The following is a 17,312-nucleotide window of genomic DNA, read 5'->3' as shown; positions in this document are numbered from 1 at the left end:
GCTTATTCAGGAAACAGGATCAAGCGTCATGTCCAACACAGCCGAGCGGGTCAGCATCGTCGACACTCAGGTGTTGTCCCACGACTGGTACCTGCTGAAGAAAATTACCTTCGACTATCACCGCAACAACGGTGAGTGGCAGCGTCAGACCCGTGAGGTCTACGACCGTGGTAACGGCGCAGCGATTCTGCTGTTCAACCGTGAAAAGCGCACGGTGGTACTGACCCGGCAGTTTCGTTTGCCGGTATTCGTCAATGGTCATGATGGTTTGTTGATCGAGGTGGCTGCAGGCTTGCTCGAGGGCGCTGCGCCGGAGCAGCGGATTCGCGATGAAGCCGAGGAGGAAACCGGTTATCGCGTGCACGATGTGAAGAAGGTGTTCGAGGCTTACATGAGTCCGGGTTCAGTGACCGAGAAGCTGCACTTTTTCATTGCCGAATACGACGCGGCATCGAAGGTCAGCGAAGGTGGTGGTCTGGAAGAAGAGACTGAAGAACTTGAAGTGCTGGAGTGGAGCTTCGACGAAGCGCTGGCGGCGTTTCAGCGCGGCGAGATCTGCGACGCCAAGACCATCATGCTGTTGCAGTATGCGGCGATGAATAACGTTTTTACCTGATAAATCAAAAGATCGCAGCCTTCGCCAGCTCCTACAGGTCAACGCATCCAGGTAGGAGCTGCCGAAGGCTGCGATCTCTTGATCAGTATTAACTGACTAAAACAAATCCCCGGTTTTGCCAATCTGCGACCAGTCGCCACCTTCAAGTATCAGCAAGCGCTCTTTCGCCTCAAGTCCCCCGGCAAACCCGGTCAGTTTCCCTGACGCGCCAATCACCCGATGACACGGCGCAACGATGGAAATCGGGTTGCGTCCATTCGCGGCGCCCACTGCCCGTACGGCGCCGGGATTGCCTATCTGCTCGGCAATCTGGCTGTAGGTCCGCGTTTCGCCAAAGGGAATGGTCAGCAGCGCCGTCCAGACCTTTTTCTGGAATTCCGTGCCGGCAAAATCCAGTTCCAGATTGAAGCAACTTCGAGTTCCGGAAAAATATTCTTCAAGTTGTCGAGCCGTTCGAATCAGGATCGGATTGTCGGGTGCCTCGCTCATCGGCCCGAGGCGCACGCGGTTCGGTTTATCGTTTTCCCAGAGGATGGCCGCCAGTCGTGAGCCGTTCGCGACCAGCTTCAGCTCGCCGACGGGCGAGGGCAGGGTGATGAACGTATAAGACATGACGACAGACTCCGGAGCAGGGTGGCAACAGCGCCCAGCATACTGCCTGATCGGGGAGGCGCAATACGCAAAGCCGACCATACTGCTTGGTGCTCTTGCAGCGTTCCCCCCTCTGTTCTGCACAGACCCTGAAAACAAAAAAGAGATCGACTCATGAAGTACGAACCTTTGGCCAAATCGCTGATAGCGACCTCACTGGCACTCAGCTGTCTCATGGCTCACGCGGCGTCGGTGGCACCGGTTGCCGCAGAAAACGGCATGGTGGTCACCGCGCAACATCTGGCCACCCATGTCGGCGTCGACGTATTGAAAAGTGGCGGTAATGCCGTCGATGCGGCGGTCGCCGTGGGTTACGCACTGGCGGTGGTCTATCCCGCAGCAGGCAACCTGGGCGGAGGCGGCTTCATGACCATTCAACTGGCAGACGGGCGCAAGACCTTCCTCGATTTTCGTGAGAAAGCACCACTGGCGGCCACTGCCAACATGTACCTCGACAAGGAAGGCAACGTCATTCCCGACTTGAGCACCCTTGGCCACCTGGCGGTGGGCGTGCCGGGCACCGTGTCCGGCATGGAGCTGGCGCTGAGCAAATACGGGACCAAACCGCGCAAGGAAATGATTGCGCCGGCGATCAAACTGGCGGAAGACGGTTTTGCGCTGGAGCAGGGTGACGTCGAGTTGCTGGAGTACGCCACCGACGTGTTCAAGAAGGACATGCGCGACTCCGGTTCGATCTTCCTGCATAACGGCGAGCCGATGCAGGTCGGGCAGAAACTGGTGCAGAAGGATCTCGGCAAAACCCTGCGGACCATTTCCGAAAAAGGCGCCGACGGCTTCTATAAAGGCTGGGTTGCCGACGCCATCGTCACCTCCAGCCAGGCCAACAAAGGCATCATCACCCAGGCTGACCTCGATAAATACAAGACCCGCGAACTGGCTCCGGTGGAATGCGACTACCGTGGTTATCACGTGGTCTCGGCGCCGCCGCCAAGCTCTGGCGGGGTAGTGATCTGCCAGATCATGAACATCCTCGAAGGCTATCCGATGAAGGATCTGGGCTTCCATTCGGCCCAGGGCATGCATTATCAGATCGAAGCCATGCGCCACGCCTATGTTGATCGCAACAGCTACCTGGGCGATCCGGATTTCGTCAAAAATCCGATTGAGCATCTGCTGGACAAGAACTACGCGACCAAACTGCGCGACGCCATCCAGCCGCAAAAGGCCGGCGTGTCGGCTGAACTCAAACCCGGCGTAGCCCCCCATGAAGGCAGCAACACCACTCACTACTCGATCGTCGACAAGTGGGGCAATGCGGTGTCGGTCACTTACACCCTCAATGACTGGTTCGGCGCGGGCGTGATGGCGAGCAAGACCGGGGTGATTCTCAACGATGAAATGGACGACTTCACCTCCAAGGTCGGTGTGCCGAACATGTACGGCCTGGTGCAGGGCGAAGCCAATGCGATTGCTCCGGGCAAGGCACCGCTGTCGTCGATGAGCCCGACCATTGTCACCAAGGATGGCAAAGTGGTGATGGTGGTCGGTACACCGGGCGGCAGCCGTATTATCACGGCGACTTTGCTGACCATGCTCAACGTCATCGACTACGGCATGGGCCTGCAGGAAGCGGTCGATGCGCCACGCTTCCACCAGCAGTGGATGCCGGAGGAAACCAACCTCGAAGACTTCGCCGCCAGCCCCGACACGAAGAAGCTCCTCGAGAGCTGGGGTCACAAGTTCGCCGGTCCGCAGGACGCCAACCACATCGCCGCGATTCTGGTGGGTGCACCTTCGCTGGGCGGTAAGCCGGTCGGCAAAAACCGTTTCTACGGCGCCAACGATCCACGCCGCAACACGGGCTTGTCACTGGGTTACTGAGGAGCGTAAAAAGGGGGCGGGCTTACGTCCGCCCCTGTCTCAAGGACTGATCAAGGAAGGCTCATCATGACCACCGCATTACTGATCATCGACGTCCAGCGCGCCCTCTGCTCGGGTGAATATCAGTGCTACGACATTCAGCGTGTGATCGACACCATCAACGGTCTCAGTGCTCGCGCACGCAAGGCTGGCGTGCGCGTGGTGCTGATCCAGCATGAAGAAGAGGACAGCCCGTTGGCCCATGGTGCCGAAGGCTGGCAACTGGCTGATGAACTGTTAACCGTCGCCAGTGACTTGCGCGTACGCAAGACCACCCGGGACTCGTTTTACCAGACTGACCTGGGTAAATTTTTGCCAAGCGAAGACTTCGAACGACTGGTTATTTGCGGTCTGCAAACCGATTACTGTGTCAATGCGACCGTACGCCGGGCCCATGAGCTGGGTTATGACGTAGTGCTTGCCGCCGACGCGCATTCCACCGTCGACAACGGCAATATGAGCGCCGAAGACATCATCGCCGAGCACAACAAGGATCTGGCGCATCTGACTGGCTCGGTGGCGCGTATCGACGTCAAACCCGCTGCCAGCATCATGTTCTGACCATCCACACAAAACCTGTAGGAGTGAGCCTGCTCGCGATAGCGGTGTGGCATTTGATGCAACATCGTCTGACCGAACGCTATCGCGAGCAGGCTCACTCCTACAGTGATTGCGAAATCCTGATTGCTATGTACATCAGGGATTTCCGCTGGCAGCACTGGCATACTGCGCGCCGTCCGAAGAATGGAATCTCTCGATGTTCGCTATCTCCCTGCGTCATGCCTTGGCACTGATGTGCCTTGCGTTTGCCTCTATCACCCACGCCAGCAGTTTTGATTGCACCAGTGCCGCCAGCAAAACTGAAAAAGCCATTTGTGGCGACCCGCAGATCTCGCAACTCGATGAGAAACTGGGCAAGCTCTGGCACTCGACATCGGCTGATGTCCCCGATGCCAAAGCCCTCAAGTCAGACCAGCGACAGTGGCTGAAAAACCGCAACGCCTGTGGCGATCAGACAGCCTGTTTGCGTCGGCAGTATTTAATGCGCCTGACCGAACTTGAACACGCCACCCAGCCCTTCAGTTGGGACGCGACCTGGCAGCTCATTCCGCCAGGGACCGCAACCTCGGCGACAGTCATAACCCAGCGCCGCGATCCCACGCACATCAGCATCGACATCACGGCGGCTGAGGGCGCCAACTCCGGTGATCTGGATGGCGTTGCCACACTCAAGGACGGTAAAGCCGTTTACTCGGAAGACCAGTGCACCCTGTTGTTCACCCCCATCAATGGTGTGCTGGATATTTCTATCGTCGGTGCAGGCGGATATTGCAGTGCCGGGTTGGGCGTCTACTACACCGGTCGTTTTGTCGCTTCGCAGCAACCGCTGACGCTGGATTACGACATGCTCAGCCTGGGCCTGGCGCAAACACCGGAAGAAAACCAGGCACTGCACACGTTGCTCAAGACTGATTATCAGACGCTGGTGGAAAAGTCCGGTTCGTTGATGACCGCTGAACCTTCCGCTGATGTGCCGGGTAGTCAGGTCTGGGAGATGTGGATGCGCGGCCTGGGTGGCACCGGCATCGTGATGCGGTCAGCCGATGGCCATTTCTGGGTCTTGTTGGTTACCTACGACAACACCGGACACTCGCGGCTGCGCTATTACACCGATGTTGCGAAATGGAAAAAACGTCTACCTGGCGCCTTGCACGACTGGAACGAGCGCATGAAAGATCATCTGGAACTCCCCGTAGACTTCATGCCCTGATCGGCGCAGCACTGCGCCATCACGTCGCAAACAACACCCCACGAATCTCGCCCACCCGCGGCGCTACGACCACGCCCTCCAGCACCATGCGCGTGATCATCTGTGCCGCCGTTTGATAATCCTCGTCCTGCGGCACTTCGCGCCCCATGATCCGGCCCATCTGCCAGCCGATATTGGTGTACGTGCGCGTCGCCGACCAGATGAACAGCATCAAATGCTCCGGATCCACCGGAGCGAGCAAACCGCGCTCGATCCAGCTGCGCAGACATTCAACGTTGCGCCGCGCTTCGGCCTGCAAAAGATCGCGGCACTCATCCGGCAACTGGCGACCGCCCAATAGCAACTCGCCACTGAATACCTTGGCAATCGCCGGATGTTCGCGGGCGATGCGAATGCGTGCGGCCACGTAGGCGCGCAGTCCCGTCAGCGGATCATCACTTTCACGCAGCACCGCCGAGGCTTCCAGCAGCGGCTCGACAAACCCCAGCAGCACTTTGCTGTAGAGGTTTTCCTTGCTCTGGAAGTAGTAATACAGATTGGCTTTGGGCACCCCGGCACGCGCCGCGATATCGCGGGTCTGGGTGGCGTTGAAGCCGTTGGCGGCGAATTCCTCGCTGGCAGCGGCGAGGATCAACTGCTCGTTGCGTACGCGGATGGCACTCATGGCAATACAGGTTGGCTGGACGGCATGGAAAGATTCTGGCGATTTCGGTTTCGCAATATACAAAACTATATAGCGATGAAGCCAGCACACTCGAAGGGCGGCGCTATGCTAGTTCGATCATTGACTGGAAACGGAGCGGGCACATGACCCTTCAGGCACTGCGGGCCGACGCGACACACCTGGATGCGGTGGCGCAGTTGTTCGACGCTTACCGAGGCTTTTACCTGCAGCCGTCGAACCTTGAGCAATCACGAACCTTCATCGCCGCGCGCATGGCCGACGATGAGTCCGCGATTTTTCTGGTTCAGGATGAAAAGGGCGAGGCGCTGGGTTTCGTGCAGTTGTATCCGACGTTCTCGTCCATCGATGCCCACCGCACCTGGCTACTCAGCGACCTGTTCACCACGCCCGCCGCCCGTGGGCGTGGGGTTGGCCGATTGTTGATGAACACTGCACGCGACTTTGCCTTGGCGACCGGTGCCAAAGGGCTGGTACTGGAAACCGCCACCGACAACTTCACGGCTCAAGGCTTGTACGAATCCCTCGGCTACGTGCGTGACAGCGGTTATTACACCTACAACCTCGACTTGCGGCAGGGCTGAGCAAAATTTTTTGCTGATTTCCTCAATTCAGGCTTTCGCCCGAAGGCCGCTCTCTCTAGAATCCGCCCGGCCTTCACAATGAAGGCGCAATGCCATCATTTGGTCTTGTACACATAGGGACGGACATCATGCAATTCGGGAAAATTCTGGCGCTGGGGCTGGTACTTGCGCTGGGCGGTTGTGCCAGTTTCACCAAAGACGAAGTGGCGCCGGTGACCATGCCGTCGATGGCCAGCTACACCAACAAGCCAAACGTCTACGTCGATTTCGACTTCTACCAGGGCGAACCGAAAAGCGGCTCCGCTGTGGAAGTGCCGCAAGCGCGCGATCAACTGAAACCACAGCTGCAAAAAATTCTCACTGACTCGGGTTTGTTCGGCCGTGTCACCCTGGACGAGTTCCAGAAGCAGCCGGGCGATTACAGCCTGCGTCTGAAAATGTACAACCATCCGCCGAATGCCGGCTCGATGGTGCTGGGCTTCATCAGTGGTTTCAGCCTGGGGGTGATCCCGGCGTACGGCACCGATCAGTACACCATGAGCCTGGAAGGCATGGATGGACAAGGTCAGGCCCTGACCACCGCGAGCAACCACGATGCGGTCGGCACCTGGATTGGTATCTGGTTCATTCCACTGATGGCCAACACACCGAAAGACGCGGTGAATGACACCTTCACCCGTCAGGTCAACGCGCTGCTCAAGCAGATGGTTGATAGCAAGAACCTGAAGTACTCGGCACTCGAAACCCGCATTCCACGGGGCTGAAGCGAAAAAAAGAGCCGCAATCGCGGCTCTTTTTTTACCCTTACTTCAGGGCCTGAATGAACTGTGGATCGCTGTAGAGTTCCTTGAGCAAGTCACGCACCATCGGGTTGTAAGCGTTGACTGCGTTCGGGATCGCAATGAAGCCGAAGAAGCTGCTGCTCCATTGGCTGCTGACATTCTTGGTCGCGTCGTACACCACATTGTTGCCGTTGAGCAGGGTGAAACGTGCAGCAAGTTTGCCGTCGCCCGTGCCCATGCCGGCGGACAGTTCGTTCTTCACCACCAGCACTTTCAACTGACGCTGAGCCTGCGGATCGAGCAGACCGGCCTTGCGCAGTTCTTCGGTGATCGCATCCTGAATGTGTGCCGGGATGCTGCCGGACGGCGAGCGAACCGGGTTGGCACGGACCACCAGCGAACCTTCACCGGATTCGGCCGTGACCTGAGGATTGCTGATCGCGTGCAGCGGCGGGGATTGTTTGAGCTTTTGCACGTTCTCGAAGCTTGGCTCGTAACGGGTCATGGTCATGCCACAGCCTTGCAGGAGCAGGGCCAGCATCGGGATCAACAACAGCGACTTCTTCACGGCAGTTCCTTGCGTGGGAATAGAGGAGGGCGCGAATTATGGGCAGAGTGCCATCATTGAGCAACCTCGTTCGTTTGCGCGTTGAGCATTTGCTCTATCTGCGCCAATTCCCAGGTACTGAGCAAACTCACCGGATCGGTGCCGTAACGCTGCCAGCTCTCCAGCGCACCTTCTTGCCCATCGTCGCTGCGGGCAAATTCACAGTGGTGTAACCGCCCACCTTCAACATCCAGCAGCAGGCGCCAGCCCTCGATATCGACCGCAACCAGTCCGGCTGCGGTGGGCACATCGCAGATGTTGAAAGCGAGCACACCCAGCGCCGCTTCACGCAGACGCTGAGACACCTCGCGGGCGCTCAGAAATGCAGACATGTCGAACTCAATGACCAGAGGAGCGGGCCAGCATAAAGCCCGAGTCGACAAGTGTCAGCGTTCACTGGCCCGATCCGCGACAATTCCGTAACATCCGCAACCCTCTTTTTCCCGAACACCTGCAGCCGCACTCGGCGGCCGCTCAATCAGGTAAGCCATGAAACCGATTCGTCTGCGCGCCGATGTCCTGGCCGGACTCACCACCTCGTTTGCCCTGTTGCCCGAATGCATTGCGTTCGCACTGGTGGCGCACCTCAATCCGCTGATGGGCCTGTATGGCGCGTTCATCATTTGCACGCTGACGGCGTTGTTCGGCGGGCGGCCGGGCATGGTCTCCGGCGCGGCCGGTTCGATGGCCGTGGTCATCGTTGCGCTGGTGGTGCAGCACGGTGTGCAGTATTTGCTGGCGACGGTGTTGCTTGGTGGTTTGATCATGATGGCGTTCGGCTTGCTGCGCTTGGGCAAACTGGTGCGCATGGTGCCGCACCCGGTGATGCTCGGCTTCGTCAACGGCCTGGCGATCATCATTGCGCTGGCGCAACTGGAACATTTCAAGAGCGGTGAGGACTGGCTCAGCGGCACGCCGTTGTACCTGATGGCCGGGCTGGTGGCGCTGACCATGGCCATCGTCTATATCCTGCCGCGCCTGACCCGTGCAGTGCCGCCAGCACTGGTGGCAATCCTCGGCGTCGGTCTGCTGGTCTATCTGTTCGGCCTGCCGACCCGCACCCTCGGCGACATGGCGCACATTGCCGGCGGCTTGCCGACGTTCGCTTTGCCGGACATCCCGTGGAATCTTGAAACCCTGCGCATCATCGCGCCTTACGCGATTCTGATGGCGCTGGTCGGTCTGCTGGAAACCCTGCTGACGTTGAACCTGACCGATGAAATCACCGAAACCCGTGGCTATCCGGATCGCGAGTGCGTGGCGCTCGGTGCGGCCAATATGGTCTCGGGCGCATTCGGTGGCATGGGCGGTTGCGCGATGATCGGCCAGACCGTGATCAACCTCAGTTCCGGTGGGCGCGGGCGCTTGTCTGGCGTTGTCGCTGGGGTGCTGATTCTGTTGTTCATTCTGTTTCTGTCGCCGCTGATCGAGCGTATTCCGCTGGCGGCGCTGGTGGGTGTGATGTTTGTGGTGTCGCAGCAGACTTTTGCCTGGGCGTCGTTGCGGGTGGTGAACAAAGTACCGCTCAATGATGTGCTGGTGATCATTGCTGTGACTACCATCACTGTGTTCACTGATCTGGCCACTGCGGTGTTGTGCGGCATCATCATCGCTGCGCTCAACTTTGCCTGGCAGCAGGCTCGTGAGCTGTATGCCGATGAGCATCTGGAGGCTGACGGCAGCAAGCTTTATCGTTTGCATGGCACGTTGTTTTTTGCTTCGACTACGCCGTTTCTCAATCAGTTTGATCCGGCTAATGATCCGGCTCGGGTGACTTTGGATTGTCGGCATTTGAGTTTTGTCGATTATTCGGCGATTGCGGCGTTGAAGACTCTGCGCGAGCGCTATGCCAAGGCGGGTAAGCATTTGCAGGTGTTTCATTTGTCTGAGCGGTGCAAGAAGTTGCTTAAGCGGGCGGGGGAGGAGCATCACTGATCAGTCGTGGGCGTTGGCTATGGTTGTCTGGATTACTGAGTACATATCCGTTGCTGCGGTAACGGCCACTTAGGGTTCCGCCCTTACGGCGGGTCACTTTTTCCAGACGCCGAAAAAGTAACCAAAAAGGCTTGCTCCTACGTGCGGCCCGCTCGCTGGGGCTCGGGGTTCCTTCGCTCCGGGATCCATCCGGGCGCATCGCCTACGGTTTGCTTCGCTGCACCTCCTCTCGCTGTGTTTGGCTGCGCCAAACGGTCGCTGCGCTCCAACGCCCGGATGAATCCCTCCACTCAGCCTTCCGACGTCGCCCGTGGATCAAGATCAAGATCAAGAGCTGCAGCCGAGCTAACGCTCATCCTGTTGAGTGGGGCGGCTTTGCCGCTGGGGTTGTACGCACGTTAAAACTGTGGGAGCGAGCCTGCTCGCGAAGGCGCCCTGACAGCCGACCTGTTTCTGGCGGGTTGTAGGCGATCCAATTGTAGGAGTGAGCCTGCTCGCGATGGCGTCGGGTCGGTCAAAGATGCTTTGAATGACACGCCGCTAGCGCTTGCAGATTCGCTCCCACTGGTGTTGTTGTGTGGCCAGACTTCAGATGGCCGGGAAGTCGATATCGGTCAGCGCCGCATTGTTCAGGTAGTTGGTCAGGCTCTGCACGGCCACCAGTGCAATCACTTCAATGATCTTCACGTCGTCGATGCCGGCAGCGCGGGCGGCGGCGATTTGTTCATCACTCAAGTGGCCACGGCTTTCAGTCAATTGGCGGGCGAGGGTTGCGTAGGCGTTGAGCTCGCCCTGGCGTGCGGCGACGATGTCCTGCGCCGAGAGCCCGGCTTTGCCGGCAAACAAGGTGTGTGCCGCCAGGCAGTAGTCGCAACCGTTGACCTGTGAGGTGGCGAGGTACACCGCTTCTTTTTCCTGGGCGTTCAGCGAGGTCTTGCCGAGGATGGCCGAGGCTTGTACGTAAGTTTCGAGGGCCACCGGTGCTTTGGCCAGGGTGGTGAAGACGTTGGGCAGGAAACCGATTTTCTTTTTCACGCCTTCCAGCACAGGGCGGCTGGCGTCGGCGGCGGTTTCGAGGCTGATAGCGTGGATGCGGCTCATGTTGATTCTCCGAAAGTCCGGTGCGAAGTGCGCCGGGGATGGAGGTCATGTTATGCAGTGAGGCTGGTGGATTGGCGGCAAATCGTCGAGGATATGCGGCAGATCGTCCAGATATGCCCTCGGAGTCGTCCATGGATCGCCTTTCAACATTGCTCAGCCATTTCGGCGTGAATGCCGGTACGTTCCACAGCGGCGCGTTTTGCGGCGTCAGCGTTCATGACAACGAGCCGGTGGGGCATGTGCATCTTTTGCAGACCGGTGAATTGCTGCTCAAACCGGGCAACGAGCGTGAGATTCGCCTGAGCGAACCGTCGCTGATCTTCTTCCCCCGACCCTTTACCCATCGCATGTTTGCCGATGAAGCCATGGACACCCGATTGGTCTGCGCCACGCTGACGTTTGATGGCGGCTCCGGCAATGCCCTGGCGGCGGCGCTGCCGGATTATCTGGTGCTGAAACTGACGGACATCCCGGAGTTGGGCAACACCGTGGAATGGCTGTTCAAGGAAGCGTTCGAAGGTCATTGCGGGCGGGTGGCGGTGATGGATCGCCTGTTCGAACTGCTGGTGATTCTGTTGCTGCGGCACTTGATCAGCAGTCGCGAACAACAACCGGGGATGATCGCCGGGCTGGCCGATCCACGGCTGTCCCGTGCCTTGAACCTGATGCACGAGCAACCGCAAAAACCGTGGAGCGTGGCGGATCTGGCCGCTGTCGCCAACCTGTCCCGCGCCGGGTTCGCCGAGCAGTTTCGCCGGGTTGTCGGGCAAACGCCGGCCGATTATCTGCTGAGTTGGCGCGTCAGCCTGGCGCAGAAACGCCTGCGCGAAGGCAGACCGATTGCGCTGATTGCCGAAGAGGTCGGTTACGAAAGTCCTTCGGCGCTGGCCCGGGCGTTTCGGCGCAAGACCGGGCTCAGCCCACGCGAGTGGAAGGCGGGTGCCTGAAGATCATTTGGCGAATTTCTTCGCCCCGGCGACACACAGGATCACGCCAAACGTCACGGCGAGCATGCCGAGGCTGACCTGTTCATGTAGCAGGGTCGCCGCCAGCGCCAGACCGAAAAACGGCTGCAGTAATTGCAACTGACCGACCGCGGCAATCCCGCCCTGAGCCAGGCCGCGATACCAGAACACAAAACCGATCAGCATGCTGAACAGCGACACGTAACCCAGGCATAGCCACGCCGACAGACTGATTGTGTTGAACGAGGCGGGCGCCAGCCACACACTCAACACCGCCATGAGTGGCAGCGAAAGCACCAGCGCCCAGCAAATCACCTGCCAGCCGCCGAGAGTGCGCGACAACTTCGCGCCTTCGGCGTAACCGAGACCGCAGGCCAGAATCGCCGCGAGCATCAGCAGATCGCCAGTGGGCGAGGCAGTCAGACCTTGTGCCAGCGCGAAGCCGACCACCAGCGCGCTGCCGAGCATCGAGAAAATCCAGAACACCGGTCGCGGCCGCTCACCGCCGCGCAGCACAGCAAAAATCGCTGTGGCCAGTGGCAGCAAGCCGACAAACACAATCGAATGCGCCGACGTCACATGTTGCAGCGCCAGGGCGGTAAGCAGTGGAAAACCAAGCACCACGCCCAGCGCGACAATCAACAGCGACAACCACTGATTGCGCGCCGGGCGCCGCTCGCGAAACAGCCACAACAGCGCCACCGCCAACACCCCGGCGATGGCGGCGCGAACCACCGTGAGAAACACCGGATCGAACTCCAGCACCGCCATACGCGTGGCCGGCAGCGAACCGCTGAAGATCACCACGCCGATAAAACCGTTGATCCAGCCACTGGTTTTTTCCAGTGCCGGGGTCGTCAGATTCGAAGTCCTTTCCATCACCGTTCACGCTCGGAAGTGGGTTGCATTGCAGCCATGCTAGAGCCGAGAATCAGCACAATCAAAGAATTGTCATGGATACATCCGGCATGCCACGTTCGCGCTACAAGACACTGGTTGATGCCTTTGCTGCGGACATTCGCTCGGGGATGTTGCCGCCAGGTACACGGTTGCCGACCCATCGGCAATTGGCGGCTCAGGAAGGGTTGGCGCTGGTCACGGCTTCGCGGGTGTACGTGGAGCTGGAGGCCATGGGCCTGATCAGCGGTGAGACCGGGCGCGGCACGTTTGTCCGCGAAACCTCGCTGTCGCCGGGGCAGGGCATCGATCAGAAACAAGTGGCGGTCGGCATGATCGACCTCAATTTCAATTATCCGTCGTTGCCCGGTCAGGCGGATTTGTTGCGCACAGCGCTGCGCCAATTGGCGTTGTCCGGCGATCTGGAGGCGTTGCTGCGTTATCAACCGCACGCCGGGCGCGGCCACGAGCGCGCGTCGGTCGCGCGGCACCTGCTGACGCGCGGGGTGAGGGTCGAGGCCGAGCAAGTGCTGATCGTCAACGGCGCCCAGCAAGGCCTCGCAGTGACGCTGATGGCGCTGCTCAAACCCGGCGATGTGATTGCCGCCGACGCGCTGACCTATTCCGGGTTCAAGGTGCTGGCCGAAGCGCTGCATCTGGAAGTCGTAGCCATTCCGCTCGGTGATCAAGGGCCGGATCTCGTCGCGCTGGAGAAACTCTGTCGCAGCCGCTCGGTGCGCGCCGTGTACAGCATGCCGACGTTGCACAACCCGTTGGGTTCGGTGATGCCGCTGGCGCAGCGCGAGCAGTTGGTGGCTATTGCCCGGCGACATGATCTGACAATAATCGAAGACGCGGCCTACGCCTTTTTGGTTGAAAACCCACCGCGTACGCTGATCGATCTGGCGCCGGAGCGCACGGTGTACGTGTCGGGCCTGTCGAAAAACATCGCCACAGGCCTGCGTGTCGGTTTCATCGCCGCCCCGACCGACGTGGTGCCAGCACTGGAACGCATCATCCGCGCCACGACCTGGAACACCCCAGGCGTCATGACTGCCATCGCCTGTGGCTGGCTCGACGACGGCACGGTGACGGTGCTTGAGGAACAGAAGCGCAACGACGCCAAGGTGCGGCAGGCACTGGCCACCGAAGTGTTGAAAGGACTGCCGATCAGATTGTCGTCGAGCTGATGCACGAGCAGATTTCCGTCACCACGGCTGAACCGTTTTCGGTGGCGGGTCATGTGCCACATGCGATTCGCTTGGCGTTGGGCTCGGTAGAGATGGACGTGTTGCGTCAGGCGTTGAGCAAAGTCAGAAAGATCATTGGCGCTTACCTGTAAAAACATAATGCTACCCTTGCGTCGCCCGATGCAGACCGATCCGGAACTCTCGATGAAAAACACCGCTGCACTGTCACTCGCCCTGATGCTCGCCACTGGCCTGTCCAGTACGTTCACCCTCGCCGCAGGCGACCCCGAAGCCGGCGCGAAAATTTTTCCGCGTCTGTGCGGCGGCTGCCATCAGGTCGGCGAATCGGCCCGCCCCGGATTCGGTCCGCAACTCAATGGCATCATCGGTCGGCCCGCCGGTACGTCAGCGAATTACGTGTATTCAGATGCGATGAAGAACTCGGGAGTGACCTGGGATCGCGAAACGCTGATCGCCTATCTGAAGGATCCGAAAGGCGTGGTGCCCGGTACGCGGATGATTTTCTGGGGCTTGAGCGACGAAGAAAAACTCGACAATTTGCTGGCGTACCTCCAGACCTTCACGCAATAACGGCAGCTCCTACAGGGCGTGCGTGTTTTTGAGGTGCAGCGATGTCGGTTGATGCTCTCTGTGGCACCCCCTCCATCACGCTCGATTGATTCCGCCGCCAGGGTCATGACCGTCACCACTACGTCTTCTTCGTGACTCAAGTATTGCGGTGTTCGGGCGATATGCCGGACACCCAAGTCCCTGATTGAAAAATGACATGAAAAAGCTACTCGTCGCTGTTGCTGCCCTCGTTTTGCTGACGGGTTGCGTGACCAAAGATCTCAGCGTTGAAGACCGCCAGCAGATCAAAACCGTGAAAGTGCTGCCGGTGTTTGTTGCCGTCGATAACTTTCAATACACCAGCATGACGCAGGCCTGGGGCGCCGGCCTGGGTGCTGGAGCCGGCGCAGCGGCAGGTATGGCCTCAGGTGCTTCGACTTCTGGCGCCGGTGCGTTAACGGGGGCGGGCTCTGTGGCAGGGACGAAAGCGGCGGACGTGGCCACCGGCGATATCACTCTGGCGATTCGCAACAACATGAAGGCCAATGGCATCGACCTGAGCCAGTTGATCCGGCAAAGCTTCGAAAAACGCGTACAGCAGGAGCATCTGTTTACCGTGGTGGGCGAGGGTGAGCGAGCCGATGCCGAGGTCGAAATTCTGGTCTCGCAATGGGGCCTCTGCCTGAAGAACTTCAGCACCGTGTTGTATCCCGTCATCGGTGCCACGGCGCAAATCAAGCGCAACGGCTCAGCGGTATGGCGTAATTTCGACACGATCTCTGTATCCAACGATGCCAACACCATCGCCTATACACCGGAGCAGTACGCCACGGATCCCGAGGCGTTGCGCAAAGCGTTCAGCCATGTGTCCGATCTGGTGGTCAACAAGCTGGTCGATCACTTGAAACAGTAATCGGCACAAGGCGATCGTGTTCGCGGAACGCTGCGGTCGGTCACGGGTCGATAGGGTACTTGTGCGGTATTTCCCTATCGTCCGGCACACCGTTGCACTCAAGGAGCTCACCATGAAATCTCTGCTACTGGCAGCCCCGCTGTTGCTTGTCAGCGCAATCGCCCATGCCGGCATCCCTATGCTCAACGCGACGTGCCCGGGCAAGATCGAAGTGCACGCCGATGAAGGCGGGCCGATCTACATCAATGGCAAGGAAGGCCAGTTGAAGAAGTTCGATGAGAACTACTTCGAAGCCAAAGGCGCGGGCGTGACCATTTCCCTGAGCATCAATCCCGACGGTTCGCCTGCGGTGTCGTACACCGGGAAGAACCGGGCCAACGGGATTTGCGAAGTGAAGAAGGGCTGATCACGCCACCTGATTACGACCTGCCGCCTTGGCCTGATACAACTGCTGATCGGCGCGTTTGATCAGTGCGTTGTGGTTGTTATCGGCCGGGTCCGCCAGGCCGATGCCGATGCTGACCGTCACTTGCCCGATCACCGGGAAGTGAGCTTCGGCGACCGCCACGCGGATCTTCTCGGCGACGACTTCCGGAGTGTCGGGTTTGGCGATTTCCGGCAACAGCACAGCGAACTCTTCGCCGCCGTAACGGGCGACGAAATCGGTGGTGCGCAAGCTGCTCTGAATCAACTGCGCCAATTGTTGCAGCACATCATCACCCACTGCGTGGCCGTGGGAATCATTGATGCGCTTGAAGTGATCGGCATCGATCAGCAGCAGGGAGAACGGACGTCCGGTGCGGCGGAACAGCAGTGTGTATTCGGTGAGTTTCTCGTCGAAACGGCGACGGTTGTAAACGCCGGTCAAACTGTCGTGGGTCGCCAAGCTGAGCAATTCGGCATTGGCCTGCGTCAGCGCAGCGGTGCGTTGCGCGACGGTTGCTTCCAGCGAGGCATTGGCCTCTTGCAGCTCGCGCTCTTTGCCGAGCAGCGATTGCGTCATGGCATCAATGGACTGGCCGAGCTGGGCAATTTCCAGCACCGGGTGCTGCAGCGGGAATTGCGCACCGGGTTGTTGGTTTTGCACCTGCCGCGCCGAGCGCGCGAGCTGTTCGATCGGTCGGCTCAGGTACAGCGCCAGGTAGTAAGCCACCAAGCCGAACAGCACCGCCGCGACCACACCCAGAATCAGCAATTTGTACATCAGCAGGCGCGCCGGTTGCAGTGCGGTTTCCAATGGCTGGCGCACGGCAATCGACCATGACAGCACCGTACTCGATGGCGTCGGTACGATGACCACGCTGGTGAGGAATCCGTTGCCCGCCGTCCAGCCTTGCCTTTTGGTGTCAATTGCCAGTTGCTGACCCATCAGCGCTTCCGGGTAGAGCACTTTGCCATCGTGATCGATGATCAACGCTTCGATATCCGGCGTTGAGTTTTTATGCGAAAGCGCCGCCGACTCAACAATGCGCGTCACCCAGCTCCAGTGTGCGTGGGCGCCAAGAACACCAATCACCTGGCCGTCTGCGTTGCGGATCGGTGCGGCGAAATCGATGAAGCGCAGCGGTTCACCGTTCGGCAGGGCCGGCAGCATTTTCGCCAGCAACACCGCCTCATGAGGATCGCCGGTGTACTCGCCGCGCAACCCGGCCTGGAACCAGGGCCGTTGCTGCACCGATTGGCCGACCAGCAAGTCGTTCACCGCCTGATGCACCTTGCCCTCGGCATCGGTGACGCCCATCCACGCATACTCGGTGCGGGCCTGGGTGCGCAGTTGCATCGATTTCAGAATCGCCGGGTTATCCAGATCACCACGCTCCAGATGCGGCGCACGGCTGAGCAGATACACCTCCAACTGGCGTTCGCGCAGTCGTTCACCCAACAACGATGCGGCCGAGCGCGCGGTGTTGAGCAACGCATTGCCGCTGGCTTGCTTCATTTGTTCCGTGGCGATATGGCCGACATAGAAGCCCACGCTCAGCAGCGTCAGCAGGGATAAACCGGCAAACCAAAGGGTGAGGTGGCTACGCAGACTGGCTTTGAGCATGGGCAGTCGAGGTCTGTTTTGGAGTTGTGGCCGCATGGTATGCGCAATGGGCGGTGGGTGGCCAGTCGGGAGATGGATGGCGCCGGACGTGAAAAAGCCCGGCTGATCAGGCCGGGCTTT

18 protein-coding genes and 1 pseudogene are annotated in these 17,312 nt (G+C 59.4%); 12 read left to right on the top strand and 7 right to left on the bottom strand.

Going from position 1 to position 17,312, the window contains the following annotated elements; genetic code table 11:
* Nucleotides 1-28 precede the first annotated feature (28 nt).
* Complete coding sequence (locus tag LOY43_RS17290) at nt 29-616, top strand: NUDIX domain-containing protein (protein WP_095124508.1); 588 nt, start codon at nt 29-31, stop codon at nt 614-616.
* A gap of 96 nt (nt 617-712) precedes the next feature.
* Here LOY43_RS17290 and LOY43_RS17285 read toward each other — a convergent pair whose 3' ends face one another.
* Nucleotides 713-1,228 carry a methylated-DNA--[protein]-cysteine S-methyltransferase gene (locus LOY43_RS17285; protein WP_258708459.1) on the bottom strand — a complete coding sequence of 172 codons (516 nt, stop codon included), beginning with the start codon at nt 1,226-1,228 and terminating at the stop codon, nt 713-715.
* Between the two features lie 153 nt (nt 1,229-1,381).
* Here LOY43_RS17285 and ggt point away from each other — a divergent pair, with 153 nt between their 5' ends.
* From ggt to LOY43_RS17270, 3 genes are all read left to right on the top strand, one after another.
* The gene (gene ggt, locus LOY43_RS17280; protein ID WP_258708458.1) at nt 1,382-3,109 is read left to right on the top strand and encodes a gamma-glutamyltransferase; all 1,728 of its coding nucleotides are present in this window, start codon (nt 1,382-1,384) and stop codon (nt 3,107-3,109) included.
* 66 nt (nt 3,110-3,175) lie between these two features.
* Entirely contained in the window at nt 3,176-3,709 is a 534-nt protein-coding gene (locus LOY43_RS17275; protein WP_258708457.1) for a cysteine hydrolase family protein, read from the top strand.
* A 196-nt stretch (nt 3,710-3,905) separates the two neighbouring features.
* Nucleotides 3,906-4,919, top strand: a complete 1,014-nt coding sequence (locus LOY43_RS17270; protein ID WP_095048052.1) for a lysozyme inhibitor LprI family protein — start codon at nt 3,906-3,908, stop codon at nt 4,917-4,919.
* A gap of 19 nt (nt 4,920-4,938) precedes the next feature.
* Here LOY43_RS17270 and LOY43_RS17265 read toward each other — a convergent pair whose 3' ends face one another.
* The gene (locus tag LOY43_RS17265; RefSeq protein WP_258708456.1) at nt 4,939-5,583 is read right to left on the bottom strand and encodes a TetR/AcrR family transcriptional regulator; all 645 of its coding nucleotides are present in this window, start codon (nt 5,581-5,583) and stop codon (nt 4,939-4,941) included.
* 143 nt (nt 5,584-5,726) lie between these two features.
* Between LOY43_RS17265 and LOY43_RS17260 the strand changes: the two genes are divergently transcribed.
* Complete coding sequence (locus LOY43_RS17260) at nt 5,727-6,185, top strand: N-acetyltransferase (protein WP_258708455.1); 459 nt, start codon at nt 5,727-5,729, stop codon at nt 6,183-6,185.
* A 128-nt stretch (nt 6,186-6,313) separates the two neighbouring features.
* A complete protein-coding gene (locus tag LOY43_RS17255) occupies nt 6,314-6,949 on the top strand; it encodes a hypothetical protein (RefSeq protein ID WP_258708454.1) in 636 nt (211 codons plus the stop codon).
* Nucleotides 6,950-6,989: 40 nt separating this feature from the next.
* Here LOY43_RS17255 and LOY43_RS17250 read toward each other — a convergent pair whose 3' ends face one another.
* Together LOY43_RS17250 and LOY43_RS17245 are read right to left on the bottom strand one after the other, a co-directional pair.
* A complete protein-coding gene (locus LOY43_RS17250; RefSeq protein ID WP_258708453.1) occupies nt 6,990-7,535 on the bottom strand; it encodes a hypothetical protein in 546 nt (181 codons plus the stop codon).
* Between the two features lie 53 nt (nt 7,536-7,588).
* The gene (locus tag LOY43_RS17245; RefSeq protein ID WP_220556471.1) at nt 7,589-7,906 is read right to left on the bottom strand and encodes a hypothetical protein; all 318 of its coding nucleotides are present in this window, start codon (nt 7,904-7,906) and stop codon (nt 7,589-7,591) included.
* A 157-nt stretch (nt 7,907-8,063) separates the two neighbouring features.
* Between LOY43_RS17245 and LOY43_RS17240 the strand changes: the two genes are divergently transcribed.
* The gene (locus LOY43_RS17240) at nt 8,064-9,509 is read left to right on the top strand and encodes a SulP family inorganic anion transporter (RefSeq protein ID WP_258708452.1); all 1,446 of its coding nucleotides are present in this window, start codon (nt 8,064-8,066) and stop codon (nt 9,507-9,509) included.
* A 588-nt stretch (nt 9,510-10,097) separates the two neighbouring features.
* Here LOY43_RS17240 and LOY43_RS17235 read toward each other — a convergent pair.
* On the bottom strand, nt 10,098-10,610 hold the full coding sequence (locus tag LOY43_RS17235) for a carboxymuconolactone decarboxylase family protein (protein ID WP_093441201.1): 513 nt from the start codon (nt 10,608-10,610) through the stop codon (nt 10,098-10,100).
* Between the two features lie 131 nt (nt 10,611-10,741).
* On the opposite strand from LOY43_RS17235, the gene LOY43_RS17230 reads away from it, so the two are divergent.
* Nucleotides 10,742-11,557, top strand: a complete 816-nt coding sequence (locus LOY43_RS17230) for an AraC family transcriptional regulator (protein ID WP_258708451.1) — start codon at nt 10,742-10,744, stop codon at nt 11,555-11,557.
* 3 nt (nt 11,558-11,560) lie between these two features.
* Here the strand turns inward: LOY43_RS17230 and LOY43_RS17225 are convergent, their stop codons facing one another.
* Nucleotides 11,561-12,454: a DMT family transporter gene (locus tag LOY43_RS17225; RefSeq protein ID WP_095124515.1), complete on the bottom strand. Its 894-nt coding sequence runs from the start codon at nt 12,452-12,454 to the stop codon at nt 11,561-11,563.
* An 89-nt stretch (nt 12,455-12,543) separates the two neighbouring features.
* Between LOY43_RS17225 and LOY43_RS17220 the strand changes: the two are divergent.
* The 4 genes and pseudogenes from LOY43_RS17220 (at nt 12,544) to LOY43_RS17205 (ending at nt 15,551) form a co-directional block, all read left to right on the top strand.
* Nucleotides 12,544-13,814, top strand: a pseudogene (locus LOY43_RS17220) (PLP-dependent aminotransferase family protein).
* Between the two features lie 52 nt (nt 13,815-13,866).
* Nucleotides 13,867-14,253: a cytochrome c family protein gene (locus LOY43_RS17215; RefSeq protein ID WP_095048105.1), complete on the top strand. Its 387-nt coding sequence runs from the start codon at nt 13,867-13,869 to the stop codon at nt 14,251-14,253.
* A gap of 196 nt (nt 14,254-14,449) precedes the next feature.
* Entirely contained in the window at nt 14,450-15,145 is a 696-nt protein-coding gene (locus LOY43_RS17210) for a hypothetical protein (RefSeq protein ID WP_093441166.1), read from the top strand.
* Nucleotides 15,146-15,257: 112 nt separating this feature from the next.
* On the top strand, nt 15,258-15,551 hold the full coding sequence (locus LOY43_RS17205; RefSeq protein WP_258708450.1) for a hypothetical protein: 294 nt from the start codon (nt 15,258-15,260) through the stop codon (nt 15,549-15,551).
* Here the strand turns inward: LOY43_RS17205 and LOY43_RS17200 are convergent, their stop codons facing one another.
* Nucleotides 15,552-17,192, bottom strand: a complete 1,641-nt coding sequence (locus tag LOY43_RS17200; RefSeq protein ID WP_095048040.1) for a sensor domain-containing diguanylate cyclase — start codon at nt 17,190-17,192, stop codon at nt 15,552-15,554. It abuts the gene before it with no gap.
* Between the last annotated feature and the right edge of the window lie 120 nt (nt 17,193-17,312).

The organism is Pseudomonas sp. B21-041 (genome assembly GCF_024748675.1).
In the GTDB taxonomy this organism is placed as follows: Bacteria; Pseudomonadota; Gammaproteobacteria; order Pseudomonadales; family Pseudomonadaceae; genus Aquipseudomonas; species Aquipseudomonas neuropathica.
Note: the sequence above shows the minus strand (reverse complement) of the source record. Positions and strands in the feature narration are given on the sequence as shown.